The 18,324-nt window shown below is 71.6% G+C and carries 15 protein-coding genes and 5 tRNA genes; 14 read left to right on the top strand and 6 right to left on the bottom strand.

The window, feature by feature from the left end; genetic code table 11:
- Nucleotides 1–265 precede the first annotated feature (265 nt).
- The 8 genes from OG306_RS06525 (at nucleotide 266) to OG306_RS06490 (ending at nucleotide 11,091) form a co-directional block, all read left to right on the top strand.
- A complete protein-coding gene (locus OG306_RS06525) occupies nucleotides 266–1,327 on the top strand; it encodes a methionine ABC transporter ATP-binding protein (protein WP_266745154.1) in 1,062 nt (353 codons plus the stop codon).
- The gene (locus OG306_RS06520) at nucleotides 1,324–1,995 is read left to right on the top strand and encodes a methionine ABC transporter permease (RefSeq protein WP_266745153.1); all 672 of its coding nucleotides are present in this window, start codon (nucleotides 1,324–1,326) and stop codon (nucleotides 1,993–1,995) included. The genes OG306_RS06525 and OG306_RS06520 overlap by 4 nt, the downstream gene beginning before the upstream one ends.
- Before the next feature lie 71 nt (nucleotides 1,996–2,066).
- Nucleotides 2,067–2,933: a MetQ/NlpA family ABC transporter substrate-binding protein gene (locus OG306_RS06515; protein ID WP_266745152.1), complete on the top strand. Its 867-nt coding sequence runs from the start codon at nucleotides 2,067–2,069 to the stop codon at nucleotides 2,931–2,933.
- A 102-nt stretch (nucleotides 2,934–3,035) separates the two neighbouring features.
- Entirely contained in the window at nucleotides 3,036–3,713 is a 678-nt protein-coding gene (locus tag OG306_RS06510) for a GNAT family N-acetyltransferase (protein ID WP_266745151.1), read from the top strand.
- Between the two features lie 109 nt (nucleotides 3,714–3,822).
- Nucleotides 3,823–5,061, top strand: coding sequence for a precorrin-6y C5,15-methyltransferase (decarboxylating) subunit CbiE (gene cbiE, locus OG306_RS06505; RefSeq protein ID WP_266745150.1), 1,239 nt, complete (start codon nucleotides 3,823–3,825; stop codon nucleotides 5,059–5,061).
- Nucleotides 5,062–5,393: 332 nt separating this feature from the next.
- Nucleotides 5,394–8,651, top strand: coding sequence for a nicotinate-nucleotide--dimethylbenzimidazole phosphoribosyltransferase (gene cobT, locus OG306_RS06500; protein WP_266907162.1), 3,258 nt, complete (start codon nucleotides 5,394–5,396; stop codon nucleotides 8,649–8,651).
- Nucleotides 8,652–8,897: 246 nt separating this feature from the next.
- Complete coding sequence (gene cobA, locus OG306_RS06495; protein ID WP_266745148.1) at nucleotides 8,898–10,169, top strand: uroporphyrinogen-III C-methyltransferase; 1,272 nt, start codon at nucleotides 8,898–8,900, stop codon at nucleotides 10,167–10,169.
- Nucleotides 10,170–10,272: 103 nt separating this feature from the next.
- Nucleotides 10,273–11,091 carry a TrmH family RNA methyltransferase gene (locus OG306_RS06490; RefSeq protein WP_266907164.1) on the top strand — a complete coding sequence of 273 codons (819 nt, stop codon included), beginning with the start codon at nucleotides 10,273–10,275 and terminating at the stop codon, nucleotides 11,089–11,091.
- A 4-nt stretch (nucleotides 11,092–11,095) separates the two neighbouring features.
- On the opposite strand, the gene OG306_RS06485 is transcribed toward OG306_RS06490, so the two are convergent.
- A complete protein-coding gene (locus OG306_RS06485; protein ID WP_266907166.1) occupies nucleotides 11,096–12,478 on the bottom strand; it encodes a serine/threonine-protein kinase in 1,383 nt (460 codons plus the stop codon).
- Between the two features lie 642 nt (nucleotides 12,479–13,120).
- On the opposite strand from OG306_RS06485, the gene OG306_RS06480 reads away from it, so the two are divergent.
- From OG306_RS06480 to OG306_RS06470, 3 genes are all read left to right on the top strand, one after another.
- Nucleotides 13,121–13,330, top strand: a complete 210-nt coding sequence (locus OG306_RS06480) for a hypothetical protein (RefSeq protein WP_266745145.1) — start codon at nucleotides 13,121–13,123, stop codon at nucleotides 13,328–13,330.
- A gap of 212 nt (nucleotides 13,331–13,542) precedes the next feature.
- The gene (locus OG306_RS06475; protein WP_266745144.1) at nucleotides 13,543–14,499 is read left to right on the top strand and encodes a phosphotransferase enzyme family protein; all 957 of its coding nucleotides are present in this window, start codon (nucleotides 13,543–13,545) and stop codon (nucleotides 14,497–14,499) included.
- A gap of 68 nt (nucleotides 14,500–14,567) precedes the next feature.
- On the top strand, nucleotides 14,568–14,852 hold the full coding sequence (locus OG306_RS06470) for a zf-TFIIB domain-containing protein (protein WP_266745143.1): 285 nt from the start codon (nucleotides 14,568–14,570) through the stop codon (nucleotides 14,850–14,852).
- 105 nt (nucleotides 14,853–14,957) lie between these two features.
- Here OG306_RS06470 and OG306_RS06465 read toward each other — a convergent pair.
- The 5 genes from OG306_RS06465 to OG306_RS06445 form a co-directional block, all read right to left on the bottom strand.
- A tRNA-Val gene (locus tag OG306_RS06465) sits at nucleotides 14,958–15,029 on the bottom strand.
- Between the two features lie 23 nt (nucleotides 15,030–15,052).
- Nucleotides 15,053–15,124 (bottom strand) — tRNA-Val (locus OG306_RS06460).
- 20 nt (nucleotides 15,125–15,144) lie between these two features.
- A tRNA-Val gene (locus tag OG306_RS06455) sits at nucleotides 15,145–15,216 on the bottom strand.
- A 1-nt stretch (nucleotide 15,217) separates the two neighbouring features.
- Nucleotides 15,218–15,291 (bottom strand) — tRNA-Cys (locus OG306_RS06450).
- A 37-nt stretch (nucleotides 15,292–15,328) separates the two neighbouring features.
- Nucleotides 15,329–15,401: transfer RNA gene (locus OG306_RS06445), tRNA-Gly, on the bottom strand.
- A gap of 163 nt (nucleotides 15,402–15,564) precedes the next feature.
- Here OG306_RS06445 and OG306_RS06440 point away from each other — a divergent pair.
- From OG306_RS06440 to OG306_RS06430, 3 genes are all read left to right on the top strand, one after another.
- Nucleotides 15,565–16,599, top strand: coding sequence for a chorismate-binding protein (locus OG306_RS06440; RefSeq protein ID WP_266752099.1), 1,035 nt, complete (start codon nucleotides 15,565–15,567; stop codon nucleotides 16,597–16,599).
- The gene (locus OG306_RS06435) at nucleotides 16,599–17,420 is read left to right on the top strand and encodes an aminotransferase class IV (RefSeq protein ID WP_266745142.1); all 822 of its coding nucleotides are present in this window, start codon (nucleotides 16,599–16,601) and stop codon (nucleotides 17,418–17,420) included. Before OG306_RS06440 ends, OG306_RS06435 begins: the two co-directional genes overlap by 1 nt.
- A 64-nt stretch (nucleotides 17,421–17,484) precedes the next feature.
- Nucleotides 17,485–18,321, top strand: coding sequence for a GNAT family N-acetyltransferase (locus OG306_RS06430; RefSeq protein WP_266745141.1), 837 nt, complete (start codon nucleotides 17,485–17,487; stop codon nucleotides 18,319–18,321).
- The last annotated feature ends 3 nt before the right edge of the window (nucleotides 18,322–18,324 follow it).

The raw sequence follows: 18,324 nt of genomic DNA, 5'->3' as shown, positions 1-18,324 counted from the left end.
CGCCCGGTGCTCGTTGTATGTGTCGAATGCGCACCCTCTGAGGGCCCCCGCCCGATCCTCGCGCCCCGAAGCGAGACCGAGCCCGAGCCGTCCGCACCCAGCGGAACGAGCCTGCCCGAGCGCCGCTGCCCGGCCCTTCGCCGCCCGCAGCCGTGCCGAGATCCCCGCTCGGGACATCCGATCGAAACGCCCGGACAGTCTCATCAGACGAATGCCCCGTGCCCGGCGGACACCGCGCCGCGCACTCGACAGTGACGGAAACCCTGTGATCACCACTACGGGCCTCACGAAGGTCTACCAGTCGCGCGACCGCGAGGTCACCGCCCTGGACGGCGTCGACCTGCACGTCCGCGAGGGCGAGGTGTACGGCGTCATCGGACAGAGCGGCGCCGGAAAATCCTCCCTCATCCGCTGCGTCAACCTCCTGGAACGCCCCACTTCCGGCACCGTCACCGTGGCCGGCCAGGACCTCACCGCACTCGCCGGCCGGGGCCGCCGGGCCGGCAAGGAACTGCGCGAGGCACGCAGCCGCATCGGCATGGTCTTCCAGCACTTCAACCTGCTGGCCTCCCGCACCGTCCAGGACAACGTCGAACTCCCGCTGGAGATCCTCGGCGTATCCGGCAAGGACCGGGCCCGCAAGGCCCTCGAACTCCTCGACCTCGTCGGCCTCGCCGACAAGGCCAAGTCCTACCCGGGCCAGCTCTCCGGCGGTCAGAAGCAGCGCGTCGGCATCGCCCGCGCACTCGCCGGCGACCCCAAGGTGCTGCTCTCCGACGAGGCGACCTCCGCCCTCGACCCCGAGACCACCCGCTCCATCCTCCAGCTGCTGCGCGACCTCAACCAGCAGCTCGGCCTGACGGTCCTGCTCATCACGCACGAGATGGACGTCGTCAAGACGATCTGCGACTCCGCCGCGCTGATGCAGCGGGGACGCATCATCGAATCCGGCACCGTCGGCGAACTCCTCGCCACCCCCGGCTCCGAACTGGCCCACGAACTGTTCCCCGTCGGCGGTACGGCCTCCGGCCCCGACCGCACGGTCGTCGACGTCACCTTCCACGGCGAGGCCGCCACCCAGCCGTTGATCTCGCAGCTCTCCCGTACGTACAACATCGACATCTCGATCCTGGGCGCCGCGATGGACACCGTCGGCGGCAAACAGATCGGCCGGATGCGCATCGAACTGCCCGGCCGCTTCGAGGAGAACGTCGTCCCGATCGGCTTCCTGCGCGAGCAGGGCCTGCAGGCCGAGGTAGTGGAGCACGACGCCGCCTCCATCCCCGTACAGACCCCCGCCCCGCTCACCAAGGAGGTGGCGAAGTGACCTGGTCCGAAATGCAGCCGCTGCTCACCCAGGGAACCGTCGACACCCTCTACATGGTGCTCTGGTCCGCGGTCGTCACCGTTCTCGTGGGGCTGCCGCTCGGTGTCCTGCTGGTTCTCACCGACAAGGGCGGGCTGCTCCAGAACACTCCGGTGAACAAGATCATCGGAGTGATCGTGAACATCGGCCGGTCGCTGCCGTTCATCATCCTGCTGATCGCTCTGATCCCCTTCACCACCTGGGTCGTCGGCACCTTCATCGGCCCGACCGCGATGATCGTGCCGCTGGCCGTCGGCGCCATCCCGTTCTTCGCACGGCTCGTCGAGACGGCCGTCCGCGAGGTCGACCACGGGCTCGTCGAGGCCGTCCAGTCGATGGGCGGATCCATCCCCACGATCGTCCGCAAGGTACTGCTCCCGCAGGCACTGCCCTCGCTCGTCTCCGGCGTCACCACCACCGTCATCGTGCTCATCGGCTACTCCGCGATGGCCGGCGCGGTAGGCGGCGAAGGGCTCGGCTCCAAGGCCGTCACCTACGGATTCCAGCGCTTCGACAACCAGTTCATGCTCATCACCGTCGCGCTGCTCATCGTCATCGTGACCGTGATCCAGCTGATCGGCGACGCGGCGGTACGCCTGCTGGCCCGCCGGGGCCGCACCACCACCTGAGACTTTCTCCCCCTCAAGCCCGAACTCCTTGTCCGGGCGCACCACCCTCACCACCGAAAGAGGCACTTTTCGTGCGCAAGAACATCAAGATCACCGCAGCTGCCGCCGCCACCGCCGCCCTGGCCTTCGGCCTCACCGCCTGCGGCACGTCGTCCGACCCGGCCTCCAAGAGCGAGACCGGCGCCAAGGCCGACACCTCCAAGGCACTCGTCGTCGCCGCGTCCCCGACGCCGCACGCCGACATCCTGAACTTCGTCAAGAAGAACCTGGCGGACAAGGCGGGCCTCAAGCTGGAGGTCAAGGAGTTCACGGACTACGTCCTGCCGAACACCGCCACCGAGACCGGCCAGGTCGACGCCAACTTCTTCCAGCACCAGCCGTACCTCGACGACTTCAACAAGAAGAACAACACCCACCTCGTCTCCGTCGGCACCGTCCACCTGGAGCCCCTCGGCCTCTACTCCAAGAAGGTCAAGGCCATCGGCGACATCAAGCCCGGCCAGACCATCGCGGTGCCCAACGACACCACGAACGAGGGCCGCGCCCTCCAGCTGCTCGCCGAGAACGGTCTGATCACCCTCAAGTCCGGCGTCGGCACCGACGCCAAGCTGAGCGACATCACCGACAAGAAGGGCCTGGAGTTCAAGGAGCTGGAGGCCGCGACCGTGCCCCGCGCCCTGAACGATGTGGACGCCGCCGTCATCAACGGCAACTACGCCATCGAGGCCGACCTCAAGCCCTCCAAGGACGCCCTGGTGCTGGAGAAGGCCGACGGCAACCCGTACGCCAATATCATCGCCGTGAAGAAGGGCAACGAGAAGGACGTCCGGGTCGAGAAGCTCGTCAAGCTCCTGCACTCCGACGAGGTCAAGAAGTTCATCGAGGACACCTACCAGGGCTCGGTCGTCCCGGCCTTCGGCACTGCGACCAAGTCCTGACACCCGCACGAAATTTGTCCGACGAGCCCCGCCCACCCCACCACGGGGTGCGCGGGGCTCCGTCGTGGGCCCCGCCCATGCACAACGCCCGCCCGATGCTGCATGCTGTGCCTTTACACGGTCTTCGGCATGGAGCTGCGCATGACTTCCACCTTTCCGTCCATCTCCATCAGCACGGATCGGTTGGTGCTGCGCCCTTTCGACATGGCGGACGTCCCCGCGTACATCGAGATGATGAACGACGAACTCGTCACCGCCTGGACCGAGGCCCCCCACCCCTACACCCAGGTCGACGCCGAACGCTGGGTCCGCAGGATCGCTCCCGCACAGCGCACCACCAGCGACGGCATCGTCTTCGCCGTCACCGAATTCCTCACCCAGCGACTCGTCGGCTCGGTGCGCCTGCACCACACGGACTGGCGCACCCTCGCCACCGAGGCCGCGTACATCACCGCCCCCTGGGCACGCGGCGAGGGCTACGCCACCGAGGCCGTACTCGCGCTGGCCCAGTGGCTCTTCCGCGACCAGGGCTTCGAGCGCATCGAACTGCGCACCGCCGCCGACAACACCGCTGCCCAGCAGGTCGCCCAGAAGCTCGGCTGCATCAGCGAGGGAGTCCTGCGCAACGCCTGCATAGCGCGCATCCAGACGGTGGACGGCAGCTGGACCGACATCAGGAACGACCTGATCGTCTGGGGCCTGCTCCCCGAGGATCTCGAAGGAGTCGCCGAGCAACTCGCCGACGCGGGCGGCTACGGTGCCTACAACGACTGGAACTGATCCCCACCGGGCCCCCGGCACCGGGCCGGTACGGACCGAGTACTCTCAGAGACCTGTCCACCCTTCACGAACAGCCCCACCTGCGACAACTCCAGGAGACTGACGACAGATGGCCGATCGGGTCACCGTGATCGGCTGGGACGGCTCGCCACTGACCGGAGCGGCCACCGCCGCCCTCTCGGCCGCCACGCTCGTCGCCGGAGCCGCCCACCACCTGGCACTCCCCGAAGTCCCGGCGCACGCCGAACGGATCCGCCTGGGCTCCATCGACCTGGCCGCCCGCCGGATCGCCGGACACCGCGGCAGCGCCGTGGTCCTCGCCGACGGAGACCCCGGCTTCTTCGGGGTCGTACGCAACCTCCGCGCACCCGAACACGGCCTCGAAGTCGAAGTGGTGCCCGCCGTGTCCTCCGTCGCCACCGCGTTCGCCCGCGCCGGAATGCCGTGGGAGGACGCCCAGGTCGTCGTCGCCCACCCCCGCACCCTGCGCCGCGCCGTCAACGTCTGCCGCGCCCACCACAAGGTCGCCGTCCTCACCTCACCCGGCGCGGGCCCCGCCGAACTCGCCCTGCTCCTCGAAGGCGTCCACCGCACCTTTGTCATCTGCGAGGAGCTCGGCACCGCGCGCGAACAGGTCAGCGTCGTCACCTCCGAGAACGCCGCCGACCACGTCTGGCGCGACCCGAACGTGGTGATCGTCATCGGTGGTGGCCCCGAACCGCAGGCCACCGGCGCCTGGATCGCGGGCCGCCACCCCGCCTACCCCAGTGGCGTACGCGGCTGGGCGCTGTCCCCGGAGGCCTACCCGGGCGGCGCCACCGACGCCGGGGACGAGAGCGGCGAGGGCGAGTTCCCGGGGCTGCGCGCCGCCCAGCTGGCCCGCCTGGGCCCCCGTACCGGCGACCTCCTGTGGGACATCGGCTCCGGCAGCGGGGCCCTGGCCGTGGAGGCCGCCCGCTTCGGGGCCGCGGTCCTGGCGGTCGACAGCGACCCGGCGGCCTGCGCCCGCACCGCGGCGGCGGCCCGGTCCTTCGGCGTCCAGCTCCAGGTCGTCGAGGGCCGGGCGCCGCATGTGCTGGAGCGGCTGCCGGAGCCCGACGTCGTACGGATCGGAGGCGGCGGAGTCCCCGTCGTCACCGCCGTCACGGAGCGCCGGCCGGAACGCATCGTGACCCACGCCTCCACGCGCGACGAGGCCGAGGCACTCGGCGCGGCACTCGCCGGGAACGGATACACCGTCCGGTGTTCGCTCCTCCAGTCCGTCGAACTCGACACGGCCGCATGGTCGGAGCGCGAACGTTCGGTCGTGTTCCTGCTCTCCGCGCTGCGTTCGGACCTCGCCCCCTGACCCGTTCGGCGTACGGCGCGAGGTAAGCTGGCCGATTGTTGCACCGCGCCTGGATGTTCGTCGCTTCGTTCTTCAATGTCCGGAAAAGGGGACCGTTTTGGCCCCCGTTGTGGTACGGCAGACCGGGGGGTGCGCGACGTGGCGCAGTCCACAGCGGGCCGTGGCGAAAAGAGCTGCCGCGGCGGCGAACGGCCGCGAGAATGCAGTATGTCCGCGATCGTTTCGTGCCGCGCGGCGCGCCCGCTCGTTCTTGTTGACGAGCGCCGGCGTGCCGTGTTCGGGCGTCCCGGGCGAAGGGCCGAAGGAGCACTGACGATGGGCGAGGGGTACGCATGAGTGACACCGGCCAGATCCCGGGTGAGGGACTGCCGGAGAACGCAGGCATGGTGGAGCAGCCGGGCATCGCCGCCCCGGATGCCTACACCTACCTCGCTCCCTCCGAGCATGTCTCCGAGGACGACGATGTCCTGCTGATGCCGAGCCCCCAGGGAGCCTGGAGCGACCCGCAGGCGGTACCGGCCCCCGGCCAGTACCCCGACGGCGTCGCCACGCAGGCACCGCTGCCCGAACAGGCCGCCTACCAGGCCCAGCCGCAGTTCGCCTTCGAGGCTCCGGGGCAGCCCCAGGGGCCCGTGCAGGTACAGGCGCAGGAACCCGTCCAGAGCCACGTGCAGGTGCAGGTCGCGGACGCGTACGCCGCGCAGCAGCCGGCGCCCGGCCTCGTGCCCGAGACCGGTCAGGGGACGCACGAGTCCGGTGGCCGCGACTCCGGTTCGGTCGATCTGAGGGGTGTACGCATCCCCGCGCCCACCCCGGCTCCCGCCCCGGCGGTGCAGCCCCAGCCCCAGACCCTGGCGCGTCGCCCGCTGCACCGCGGCCCGGTCGCGGCCGACGGCGGGCCGTCCTACGGCGGATCGCCGACCGGCGGAGTGGTCCGCTCGCTCGCCGACCGCGGACCCGCGGGCGCGCCTCAGACGCAGACCCAGATCCAGACCCAGGCGCAGCCCCAGGCACCCGCACGGCATGCCGGACCGTCCACGATCGGTCCCGAGTACTTCGAGACGCCGGGCGACGGGACGGCCGTACTGCCGGGTCCGCAGCTCGGTGAGATCCTGCCGCAGGGCGGAAGCCCGTGGTCGGCCCAGGCGCCGGAGCCGGTCGCCGCCCCGTCGTCGGCAGAAACGGTCGTCCCGGAGCCGGTCGTCGAGCCGGTGTCCCAGGCACAGCCCGTGCAGGTCGCGCCGACGGCCGATCCGGCGCCGGTCGCTGTCGAAGCTCCGGCCGAGGCTGCTGCCGGGGCGCACGTCGAGAGCGCGGCGAAGCCCGAGGCCGAGGCTGTCGCCGAGACACCTGCCATCGAGGTCGCCCCCGTCGCACCGGTGGAGACCGCGTCGGTGGAGACCGCACCGGAGGCGGCCGTGGAAGCCGCTCCCCTGGGCCGGTTCGTGCCCGTGGAGGGCTCGGTGCCGACAACTCCGCACCTGGCGCCGACGCCCGTGGTGGAGGAGCAGGCCGTGGCGGCCGAGCCCGGACCCGAGCGGGTCGCCATCGTCATGGAGCCGGTCCAGCCCGCGGAGGTCGTGGCAGCTGTCGAGACCGCCGCGGCTCCTGAGACGGTCACCGCCCCCGAGGCCGAGCTTCTGCCCGTGCCGGAGCCCGAGCCCGGCCCGGAGGTCATCGAGACCCCGGGCATCACGGCCGCCCCGGACATCGCGATCCCCGCCGAGACTGTGGAAGCCACCGAGTCCGTGCCCGTGGAATCCGTACAGCCCGAGGCCCAGCCGGAGCCCGAGCCCCTTGCCGAGGAGGCGGCCGCCCCCGAGACGTCCGCGTCCGAGGAGTCCGAGGCTCCCGCCGCTCCGCCCGCTCCCGGTTACGACGACGCCGAGCGCGAGGCGGTGCTGCGCGTCATGCGCGAGCGCCGCGACATCCGCAACGGCTTCCGCAGCGACCCGATTCCGCACGAGGTCCTGCTCCGGGTCCTCGAAGCCGCGCACACGGCGCCCAGCGTCGGCCACTCGCAGCCCTGGGACTTCGTGGTCATCCGCTCGGCGGAGACCCGCCGTTCGATGCACGAACTGGCACAGCGTCAGCGCGACGCCTACGCCACGTCGCTTCCCAAGGGCCGGGCCAAGCAGTTCAAGGAACTGAAGATCGAGGCCATCCTCGACACCCCGGTCAACATCGTCGTCACCGCCGACCCCACCCGCGGTGGCCGCCACACCCTCGGCCGGCACACCCAGCCGCAGATGGCCCCGTACTCCTCGGCACTCGCCGTCGAGAACCTCTGGCTCGCCGCCCGCGCCGAGGGCCTCGGCGTCGGCTGGGTCAGCTTCTTCGACGAGCGCGAGATGGTCCGCGCCCTGGGACTGCCCGAGCACCTGGAAGTCGTCGCGTACCTCTGTGTCGGTTACGTCGACGAGTTCCCCGTGGAGCCCGAACTCATGCAGGCGGGCTGGTCGAAGCGCCGCCCGCTGTCCTGGGTCGTCCACGAGGAGACGTACGGCCGCCGCGCCCTGCCCGGCGAGGAACCGCACGACCTGCTGCAGGAGACCATCTCCAGCATCCGCCCGCTGGACGCCAAGGCGCTCGGCGAGGCGTGGGAACGCCAGAAGCGGATGACCAAGCCCGCCGGCGCGCTCGGCATGCTGGAGATCATCTCCGCGCAGTTGTCGGGGCTCTCCCGGATGTGCCCGCCACCGATCCCGGAGCCCGCGGCCGTCGCGATCTTCGCGGGGGACCACGGGGTGCACGCCCAGGGGGTCACGGCCTGGCCGCAGGAGGTCACCGGCCAGATGGTCGCCAACTTCCTCGGCGGCGGCGCGGTCTGCAACGCGTTCGCGGCCCAGGTGGGCGCCGAGGTGTGCGTGGTGGATGTCGGCGTGGCCATGGAACTGCCCGCGACGCCGGGCCTCCTGCCCCGCAAGGTGCGCGCCGGAACGGCCGACTTCACGACCGGCCCCGCGCTCACCCGCGAAGAGGTCCTGGCGGCCATCGAGGTCGGCATCGAGACCGCCCGCGATCTCGTCGCGGCAGGCAACAAGGGCCTGCTCACCGGCGAGATGGGCATCGCCAACACCACCGCTTCGGCCGCTCTGATCTGCGTGTACACGGGCATGGACCCGGCCGAGGTGACCGGTCGCGGTACCGGCATCAACGACGAGATGCATGCCCGCAAGGTCGATGTCGTCCGCCGGGCTCTCGAGCTCCACCAGCCCGACCCGGCCGACCCGATCGGTGTCCTGGCCTCGGTCGGCGGCCTCGAACACGCGGCGATGGCCGGCTTCCTGCTGGGCGGTGCCTCGCTCCGTACGCCGGTCATCCTCGACGGCGTGAGTGCGGGCGCCGCGGCCCTGGTCGCCCGGGCGATCGCCCCCGAGGCCCTCGCCGCCTGTATCGCGGGCCACCGCAGCGCCGAACCCGGCCATGTCGCCGCGCTCAACAAACTGGGCCTGCGCCCGCTGGTCGACCTCGACCTCCGCCTCGGCGAGGGCACGGGCGCGCTGCTGGCGCTGCCGATCGTGCAGAGTGCGGCGCGGGCGATGCACGAGGTGGCGACGTTCGATTCGGCGGGCGTGACGGAGAAGTAGCGGAACGGAAAGCAAGCCTCGCCGGAGTCTGAGGCGCGGGGGACCGGGGGGCGAGTCCCCGGTCACGGGCAGGGACGGGTGACGGGTAGGGGAACAAGCCCGCTGCAGGCGCCCCACCCGCGCCCGGACTCGCCCCCGCATCCACCCCGTATCGTGGACCCCACCCCACAAACCCGCACGTCACAGCCGCTCCACCGTCGCAGCGGCCGCCGCACTCCGTCCCCTGCACGAGGAGCCCGCACCGCCATGGCCGAGCACGTGGTTCACGCCGATCACGCCGATCACCCTGCGTACCCCGTCGGACTGCGTCTCGGCGGACGCCGAGTCGTCGTGGTCGGCGGCGGCCAGGTTGCCCAGCGCCGTCTGCCCGCGCTCATCGCTGCGGGCGCCGACATCGTCCTCGTATCACCGGCCGCGACCCCGTCCGTCGAGGCGATGGCCGACGCCGGCGAGATCCGCTGGGAGCGCCGCCCGTACGCCGACGGGGATCTGGCCGACGCCTGGTACGCCCTGATCGCGTCCGACGACACCGCGGCGAACGACGCCGCTTCCGCCGAGGCCGAGCGCACCCGCACCTGGTGCGTCCGCAGCGACAACGCCGACGCCGCCACGGCCTGGACCCCGGCCACCGGCCGCAGCGCGGGCGTGACCGTCGCGGTCCTCACCACCGACACTCACGGCCGCGACCCGCGCCACTGTGCCGCCGTCCGCGACGCCATCGTCGAGGGCCTGCGCGACGGCACCCTCGCCGCACCCCACCACCGCACCCGGACCCCCGGCGTCGCCCTGGTCGGCGGCGGCCCCGGTGACCCGGACCTGATCACGGTGCGCGGCCGCCGCCTCCTCGCCGAGGCCGACGTCGTCATCGCCGACCGCCTCGGCCCGCGCGACCTGCTCGACGAACTCCCGCCGCACGTCGAGGTGATCGACGCCGCGAAGATCCCGTACGGCCGCTACATGGCCCAGGAGGCCATCAACCAGGCGCTCATCGAGCACGCCAAGGCGGGCAAGGCCGTCGTGCGGCTCAAGGGCGGCGACCCGTTCGTCTTCGGCCGCGGCATGGAGGAGGCCCAGGCGCTCGCCGCCGAAGGCATCGCCTGCACCGTCGTCCCCGGCATCTCCAGCTCGATCTCCGTGCCCGGCGCCGCCGGTATCCCCGTCACCCACCGCGGAGTGGCCCATGAGTTCACCGTCGTGAGCGGCCATGTCGCCCCCGACGACGAACGCTCACTGGTCGACTGGCAGGCCCTCGCCCGGCTGCGCGGCACCCTCGTGCTCCTGATGGCCGTCGACAAGATCGGCGCCATCGCCCGTACCCTCATCGCCCACGGCAAGGCCCCCGAAACCCCGGTCGCCCTGGTCCAGGAGGGCACCACGGCAGCGCAGCGCCGGGTCGACGCGACGCTCGCGACCGTCGCCGAACGGGCCGTCGCCGAGGACGTACGCCCCCCGGCCGTCATCGTCATCGGCGACGTCGTCGCGGTCGGCACGAGCGCCGTACCGCCGGCCGCCGAATAGCCGGCCCAAGCGCCCGCCGCCCGCACCCCACCGAGTAACCGGCGGTAACGGATCTTCCCCCAAGCCGTTGGCATCACACACCGGACAAGGCAGTATCGAACCCGTGGCTGATCTCATCACCGTCGACGACCCCGACGACCCCCGCCTGCGCGACTACACCGGACTGACCGATGTCGAACTCCGGCGCAGGCGCGAGCCCGCCGAGGGCCTCTTCATCGCCGAGGGCGAAAAGGTGATCAGACGCGCCAGGCACGCCGGGTACGAGATGCGCTCGATGCTGCTCTCGGCGAAGTGGGTCGACCTCATGCGCGACGTCATCGACGAGGTCCCGGCCCCGGTGTACGCGGTCAGCCCCGAGCTCGCCGAACGCGTCACCGGCTACCACGTCCACCGCGGCGCCCTCGCCTCGATGCAGCGCAAACCGCTGCCGACGGCCGACGAACTGCTGGCGACGACCCGCCGGGTGGTCGTCATGGAGGCCGTCAACGACCACACCAACATCGGGGCGATCTTCCGCAGCGCCGCCGCCCTCGGCATGGACGCCGTGCTGCTCTCGCCGGACTGTGCCGATCCGCTCTACCGGCGCTCGGTCAAGGTCTCGATGGGCGCGGTCTTCTCCGTCCCCTACGCCCGCCTCGACACCTGGCCCAAGGCCCTGGAGACCGTACGGGAAGCGGGCTTCGCACTCCTCGCGCTCACCCCGGACGAAAAGGCCAGCAGTATCGACGAGGCGGCACCGCACCGGATGGACAAGGTGGCGCTGATGCTCGGAGCCGAGGGCGACGGGCTGTCCACCCAGGCCCTGGTCGCCGCCGACGAATGGGTGCGCATCCCGATGGCACACGGCGTCGACTCGCTGAACGTGGGAGCCGCCGCCGCGGTTGCGTTCTACGCCGTGGCATCGGGCCGCCCGCAGAGCTGACCGGCTACCGGAGCCCCGGACTCTGCGCTCGGCCCGGACTCCCACTCCGCGCCTCGTTCGGACCCTGCGGCTCGGTCCACGCCGCGCCCTGGCTCTGCGCCTGGCCCCGGGGGCGGTCCGTGCCCAGCCCGCGGGCCGGCCCCTGGCAGCCCTGTGCCGCCGCGATGCCCAGCGCCACCAGCAGCGTCACCACGACGAAGACGACGAGCCGCTGCCGCAGCAGCCGCGGATTGGCGGGACGCCGCCCGGTCGACGTCTTGCGGGCCCCGGGACGCGTTCCCGGCCGGCCGTTCGTCCCGTTCGTGCCCTGCGGGCGCTTGCCGGACCGTGTCGTGTTGCGCGGCGGCTGATGCTGCTGAGGACGCGAACCACCGGTACGGGGCGACCCGGCCCGCGACGACGTGGTCTGCCGGCCGCTGTGCGGTTGCTTCTGCTTCTGCCTGCGGGGCGCCGGAGGAGCCGTACGCCGGGTCTGCTGCTCGGTGTACGGGCCGTCGATCCGGCCGGTCGGCCGGTCCAGCTCCTGCGCCGAACGCTGGACGGGCGGGCGGCTCTCGTGCAGCCCCTGCGCCTCCCGTGCCGCGATCTCCTTGAGCCGCATGGAGAGTTGGAGCGTGCTCGGCCGCTCCTCGGGATCCTTCGCCAGACAGGCACTCACCAGCGGCGCGAGCGCGTCGTGCACGTCGTACAACTGCGGTTCCTCGTGCACCACGCGGTACAGCATCACCTCGGAACTGCCGTGCCCGAAAGGCGAGTCGGCCATCGCGGCGTACGCCAGCGTGGCACCGAGCGAGAAGACGTCCGTCGCGGGCGTCACCGCCGCACCGCGCACCTGCTCGGGAGCCAGGAATCCCGGCGAGCCCACCGCCGTACCGACATGCGTGAGGGTGGACGCCCCGGTCGCCCAGGCGATCCCGAAGTCGATGATCCGGGGGCCCTTGGGAGAGAGGAGGATGTTCGACGGCTTCAGGTCGCGGTGGACGACACCGGCCTCGTGCACCGCCACCAGCCCCTCGGAGAGCGCCGCCCCGATCGAGGCGACCTCGGCCGCCGACAGCGGTCCCTCCTCGGCCACCTTGTCGTGCAGCGAGGGCCCCGGGACGTACTGCGTGGCGAACCACGGGCGGTCCGCCTCCAGGTCGGCGGCCACCAGACGGGCCGTACAGCCGCCGCGGATCCGCCGCGCGGCGGACACCTCGCGCGCGAACCGCGAGCGGAATTCCTGGTCCTCCGCCAGATCCGGGCGGATCACCTTCAGGGCCACCCGCTGGCCCCGCCGGTCCGAACCGAGGTAGACGACACCCATGCCGCCCGCTCCGAGCCGCCGGTGCAGTCTGAACGAACCGACGACACGCGGGTCCTCGCGCCGGAGCCGCATCATCGCCATGTCTGCCCATCCCCGCTGCCTGGTACGCCTGACGAGGCACAGCTTACGTACCCGGCGCCCGGGGCGCTCAGAGGCCGCGCCCTCGCTCGCCGATCGATTGTCGGTGCGCAGCACGGCGCGTGACGGGGTGTGGGTCCGCGGCCGCTCGTGCACCGGACGGTGCCGGATGCTCAAACCGGTTGCGGTGACAAGAGGTTGGTGCCATGAGAGCCACGGCCCCGACGAGACCGGCGCCGCACACCGGCCCCGGCAGGGACGGGCCCGCGCCTACTGGGGCGACGCGCACCCCGGCCCGCCGCCGGGAGCCGGGGCGCGGGCGAGTGAGTGAAGTCACGGCCGTCGTCCGGCCTGCCGGATGCCTCGGTCGGACCCTGCGGCGACCGGCCACCGCATCCCGTCCGTCCGCCTGATCCGTGACATTCCGGGCATCCCTCCGGGATGACCCCGGGATCAGGCACCCGATCTCCACCCAGGGGAGTACATCGACTACCCACGGCTCATCCTCCGGGAGGCCCGGCATTCGGTACGCGGGCATGACGTCGTACGCCCTCCGCTTCCCTAATGTTGAGTCAAGCGGCGGGCGCAGCACTCGTCCCCCGAGGTCACACGCCCGCCGCTCCACAACCGGTCAGGAGAGGAACCATGGCGGACACGGCAACGCGGACCATGATCCGCACGCAAGGACGCAGGGCCCACGCCGCGTTCGGCAATCGCCCGTCGTCCGGTACGCGCCACCCACTGGTGGCGACGGCGATGGTTCTTCCCCTGGCGGCCCTGCTCGTAGTCGTCTTCGGCGGCTGGGACGCAGTGGTCACACAGGCGTCGTCCGTGGGCGTGATGCTGGGGCGCTGAGCGGCGCCCCGGGTCCGGAAGAGCGGTCCGGACCGGGACATCCGGCCAACAACCCCGTGGGGACGGGGGTGCGGCGGACGGCAGCGTTTGTCCGGTCAGCTGGGGAGCTGACCGGACATCGCGCTGTCCGGGACCTTTCCGCCGCGCGTACGCTCCTTGGCGGGCCCGGCGCGGACCGGCCCGCCCACACCTGTCCGCCACCGGGGGAGACCGTGAGCACCACAGTCGTACGCGCGCTGGGCGCCCTCGCCCACCGGGCCGCCCACCCCGGACCCTCGGCCCACTGCGCCTGCCCGCCACCGGCCGTACTCGCGGACCGCGCGGACGGCACGGTGGTCCGCAGCGGTCACGTCGTCGCCAAGGCCCACGCCCCCGGCACGGACACCCCCGGTCTGCTGACCCGTCTGACCCTAGCGAACGACTCCCGCCTGAGAGGCGTCCTGCTCGCTCCGCTGCGGCCCCGGCCCGCCACCCCGCTCCACGGCCGCCCCGTCACCCTGTGGCCCCACGGCCGGCCCGTCGACCCCGACGACCCCGACGCAGCCCCCTGGGAGGAGGCCGCCGTCCTGCTCGCCGGGCTGCACCGGACCCCGGCCACCGTCCCGCTCCCGCCCATGCGGGGGCCCGCCAAGGCCGCACTCGCCGTTGCCCGGATGCGCGCCGCCCGGCCCGGCGAACCGGCCACCGCCCCCGTGCTCGAAGCCTGGCGCCGCCTGCCGGCCTGGGCCCGCGACGAAGCCGCCGCGCCCCCGCACCGCTCGGGCTTCCTCTGCCACGGCGATCTGCACCTCGGCCAACTCGTCCGCCACCCCGCGCCGGACGGTCCCTGGCTGCTCATCGACATCGACGACGCGGGCCTCGGCGACCCTGCCTGGGACCTCGCCCGCCCCGCCGCCTGGTACGCGGCCGGTCTGCTGCCCCCCGATGTCTGGCTCCGCTTCCTGGACACCTACCGGGCGGCGGGCGGGCCCGCCGTACGGGCCGAGGGCGACCCCTGGCCCGAACTGGATGTCCCGGCCCGCGCCCTGACCGTGCAGAGCGCGGCGCTCGCACTCGCCAAGTCCGCGGCGGAGGGCCGGAGTCCGGATGAAGTGGAGCAGGTGATGATCGATGCCTGTGCCCGAATTGCCTCCCTCCAGCCCGAGTTGGCCGCCGAGCGCCCGTCGTAGGCTGAACCGACCGTCGCCGGGCACGCATTCCGGGGACGGCGACCCGACGGCGAGGAGTGAGCCGAACCATGCAGTGTCCCAAGTGCCACGCACAGATGCAGACGTACAACCGCAATGGCATACAGATCGAGCAGTGCAGCGGCTGCCGGGGAATCTTCCTCGACTACGGCGAACTGGAGACCCTGACCCGCATCGAGGCGCAGTGGACGCAGCAGGCCCCGCCTGCCCCGCCCGTCCCGCAGGCCTACCCGGTTGCCCCGGCACCGGCCTGGGGCGCCCCCCAGTACCACGACGGCCACCACGGCGGTCACTACCGGCACAAGAGCTTCGGCCGCATGCTCTTCTCCTCCTGAGCGAACGTGCGGCGGGCCCGAACCGAAGACGTCCGGGCCCACCGCCGCACGTACCGCTGAGACGACAAAGCCCCGGTCGCCGAAGCGACCGGGGCTTGTACTGCGTGCGCGATACTGGGATTGAACCAGTGACCTCTTCCGTGTCAGGGAAGCGCTCTCCCGCTGAGCTAATCGCGCAGGGTGAACCTGCGTGTACTGCGTGCGCGATACTGGGATTGAACCAGTGACCTCTTCCGTGTCAGGGAAGCGCTCTCCCGCTGAGCTAATCGCGCGGGGGATCCTTGCGGACCGGTGGACGATACTGGGATTGAACCAGTGACCTCTTCCGTGTCAGGGAAGCGCTCTCCCGCTGAGCTAATCGTCCTTGGAGGTGGAGACGGGATTTGAACCCGTGTAGACGGCTTTGCAGGCCGTTGCCTCGCCTCTCGGCCACTCCACCAGGAGCGGGGGTTCGGGAAGATCCCCCACTTTCTGCGAGCGGACGACCAGGTTCGAACTGGCGACCTCAACCTTGGCAAGGTTGCGCTCTACCAACTGAGCTACGTCCGCTTGTCTTTTCCGGCCCGCTTGCGCGTCCCGGCGACGTGTTGAACTCTAGCGGATTCCCGGGCCAGTACAAAAACGCGTTTGTGCAGCGTGCTGAGGTGCGTTCGCCCCGGCGCAGGTCATCGTGCGCCGTCCTAGACTCAACGGCGTGCACGACCTTGTCCCGATGGCCCGCTTCGGCGGCCTCGTCGCGTCCGATCTGCAGGACGTGACCAGTGATCCCACCGCCCTCGACTCGTCCGGCTTCTGGGCCGTGTCCGCCGATTTCGAGGGCCGCCTCGTATGCGCCCGCTTCGCCTCCGTACGTACGGAGGCGGTGGCCGCCCCGGTGCGCGGCGGCTGGCGAGGGCCCGCGGCCGGTGACTGGAAGTCGTCCCTGGACCGTGCCGCGTACACCGCTGGCGTACGGCGGATCCGCGAGTACATCGCGGCCGGCGAGGTCTACCAGGCCAACCTCTGCCGGGTGATGACCGCTCCACTGCCCGACCCGGCCGCCTCGGACGTGGACGCGCTGACCGCGCTGCTCGCGCGCGGCAACCCCGCCCCCTACGCAGGAACGATCCGGCTGCCCGCGCACGGCGTGGAGATCGCCACCGCGTCCCCGGAACTCTTCCTCGCGCGAAACGGCCGGACCATCGAGTCCGGACCGATCAAGGGCACCGGGCGGACCGAGGACGATCTGCTGGAGAAGGACCACGCCGAGAACGTGATGATCGTCGACCTGGTCCGCAACGACCTCGGGCGGGTCTGTGCCACCGGATCGGTCACGGTCCCCGACCTCTGCGTGGTGGAGAAGCACCCCGGGCTCGTCCACCTCGTCTCCACCGTGCGCGGGGAGCTCGCCGAGGGGGCCGGCTGGCCCGAACTCCTCGACGCCGCGTTCCCTCCCGGCTCCGTCACCGGAGCACCCAAATCCAGCGCTCTCAGGATCATCGAGGAACTGGAGACCGCACCGCGCGGGCCCTACTGCGGCGGCATCGGCTGGGTCGACGCCGACCGCCGCACCGCCTCCCTGGCCGTCGGCATACGTACGTTCTGGATCGACCGGACCGCGGCCGCCCCGGTCCTGCGCTTCGGTACCGGGGCCGGCATCACCTGGGGCTCCGACCCGGAGCGCGAATGGGACGAGACCGAACTGAAGGCCTCCCGGCTGCTCGCTGTAGCGTCGGGCGCTCACGAAGCGACTGGAAGGACCGCGTGATGAGGATTTGGGTCAACGGCGAACTGCGGGATGCCGACGACGCCCGGGTGTCCGTGCTCGACCACGGACTCACTGTGGGGGACGGCATCTTCGAGACGGTCAAGACCGTCGACGGCAGGCCCTTCGCTCTCACCCGCCACCTCGACCGGCTGGCCCGCTCGGCCCGCGGCCTCGGCCTCCCCGCGCCCGACCTCGACGAGGTGCGCCGCGCCTGCGCCGCCGTCATCGACGCCAACCCGATGGCGCTCGGCCGGCTGCGCATCACCTACACCGGAGGGCTCTCCCCGCTCGGCTCCGACCGCGGCGACGCCGGTCCCGGCCTTGTCGTCGCCCTCGGGGAGGCACGCCGCCGCCCGGACAGCACCGCCGTGATCACCGTTCCCTGGACGCGCAACGAACGCGGTGCGCTCGCCGGGCTCAAGACCACCTCGTACGCGGAGAACGTCGTCGCCCTCGCCCGCGCCCATGAGCACGGTGCGTCCGAGGCGCTCTTCGCCAACACGGTCGGACAGCTCTGCGAAGGCACCGGGTCCAATGTCTTCGTCGTGCTCGACGGGCAGGTGCACACCCCGCCGGTCGCCTCCGGCTGCCTCGCCGGGATCACCCGCGCACTGGCCGTGGAATGGACGGGGGCGCAGGAGACCGACCTGCCGTTCGACGTCCTGGAACGGGCCGAGGAGATCTTTCTGACCTCCACCCTGCGTGATGTGCAGGCCGTCCACCGGGTGGACGGCCGGGAGCTGCCCGACGGGCCCGGACCGGTGACCGCCAAGGCCATGCGGACCTTCGACGAGCGGGCCGGGAACGACCTCGACCCGTAGAGCCCGCGCCTCGACTCGGTAAATCGGGGTGACGGGCCGGGGCCCAGCGGATAGAACAACTCCGATGACTACGACCCTCCGGCCGACCGGGCCGATCCAGCAAGGCGCCGACGGCGCGAAGAGCCGGGCGTACGACGTGTGTGACAACGGGCGGCCCGTCGGCGCCGTCGAGATCGGCACGGATCCGCGGTTCGGCGCGTCGGTCGGCGTGCTGCGTTCCCTGAGCGTCGACGAGTCCCGTCGCAGGCGCGGCCGCGGCACCATCGCGGCGCTGGCGGCCGAAGAGGTGCTGCGCGGCTGGGGCTGCACCCAGGTGCGCCTGGCGGCACCCGAGGGCAACGAGGGAATCCAGGGCCTGGCGGCCGCGCTCGGCTACACCGAACGCGGCCGGAACATGCTCAAGGAGCTCGACCGGGCGGCTCCGGCGCTGCCGGACGGTGTCATCGCCCGGCAGATGAGTGCCGAGGAGTTCGCGCGCTGGCAGCTCACCAGTGTCGACACGTATGCACAGTCCTGGATGGACCAGGGCGTTCCGGCCGAGCAGGCCATCCAGAAGTCCCGCGCCGACCATGCCCAAAACCTGCCGGACGGTATCGACAGCGAGGGCATGCATTTCCACGTCCTCGTTCACGAGGACGCGGTCGTCGGCCATGTGTGGGTGTCGGTGCGCGAAGAAAGCCCGGGCGAAAAGGCCGGATACGTCTTCGACGTCGAAGTGGACGAGGAGTACCGGGGCCGGGGCTACGGACGTGCCCTGATGTGGCAGGCGGAGCACATCACCCTGGACGCGGGCGCCCACCGCCTCGGGCTGCATGTCTTCGCCGCCAACACATTGGCCCAGCGGCTGTACGAGTCGCTCGGATACCGGACGACTCAGTACAACCTGGCCAAGTCGCTCTGACCC

Source organism: Streptomyces sp. NBC_01241 (genome assembly GCF_041435435.1).
Classification (GTDB): domain Bacteria; phylum Actinomycetota; class Actinomycetes; order Streptomycetales; family Streptomycetaceae; genus Streptomyces.
This window is presented reverse-complemented; position numbering and strand designations above follow the sequence as displayed.

What these genes read in the sequence shown, in the direction of transcription:
- OG306_RS06510 (WP_266745151.1), top strand. Translation starts at nt 3,036, where the DNA reads ATGCTGTGCCTTTACACGGTCTTCGGCATGGAGCTGCGCATGACTTCC.
- cbiE (WP_266745150.1), top strand. Translation starts at nt 3,823, where the DNA reads ATGGCCGATCGGGTCACCGTGATCGGCTGGGACGGCTCGCCACTGACC.
- cobT (WP_266907162.1), top strand. Translation starts at nt 5,394, where the DNA reads ATGAGTGACACCGGCCAGATCCCGGGTGAGGGACTGCCGGAGAACGCA.
- cobA (WP_266745148.1), top strand. Translation starts at nt 8,898, where the DNA reads ATGGCCGAGCACGTGGTTCACGCCGATCACGCCGATCACCCTGCGTAC.
- OG306_RS06485 (WP_266907166.1), bottom strand. Translation starts at nt 12,478, where the DNA reads ATGGCGATGATGCGGCTCCGGCGCGAGGACCCGCGTGTCGTCGGTTCG.
- OG306_RS06480 (WP_266745145.1), top strand. Translation starts at nt 13,121, where the DNA reads ATGGCGGACACGGCAACGCGGACCATGATCCGCACGCAAGGACGCAGG.
- OG306_RS06470 (WP_266745143.1), top strand. Translation starts at nt 14,568, where the DNA reads ATGCAGTGTCCCAAGTGCCACGCACAGATGCAGACGTACAACCGCAAT.
- OG306_RS06440 (WP_266752099.1), top strand. Translation starts at nt 15,565, where the DNA reads ATGGCCCGCTTCGGCGGCCTCGTCGCGTCCGATCTGCAGGACGTGACC.
- OG306_RS06435 (WP_266745142.1), top strand. Translation starts at nt 16,599, where the DNA reads ATGAGGATTTGGGTCAACGGCGAACTGCGGGATGCCGACGACGCCCGG.
- OG306_RS06430 (WP_266745141.1), top strand. Translation starts at nt 17,485, where the DNA reads ATGACTACGACCCTCCGGCCGACCGGGCCGATCCAGCAAGGCGCCGAC.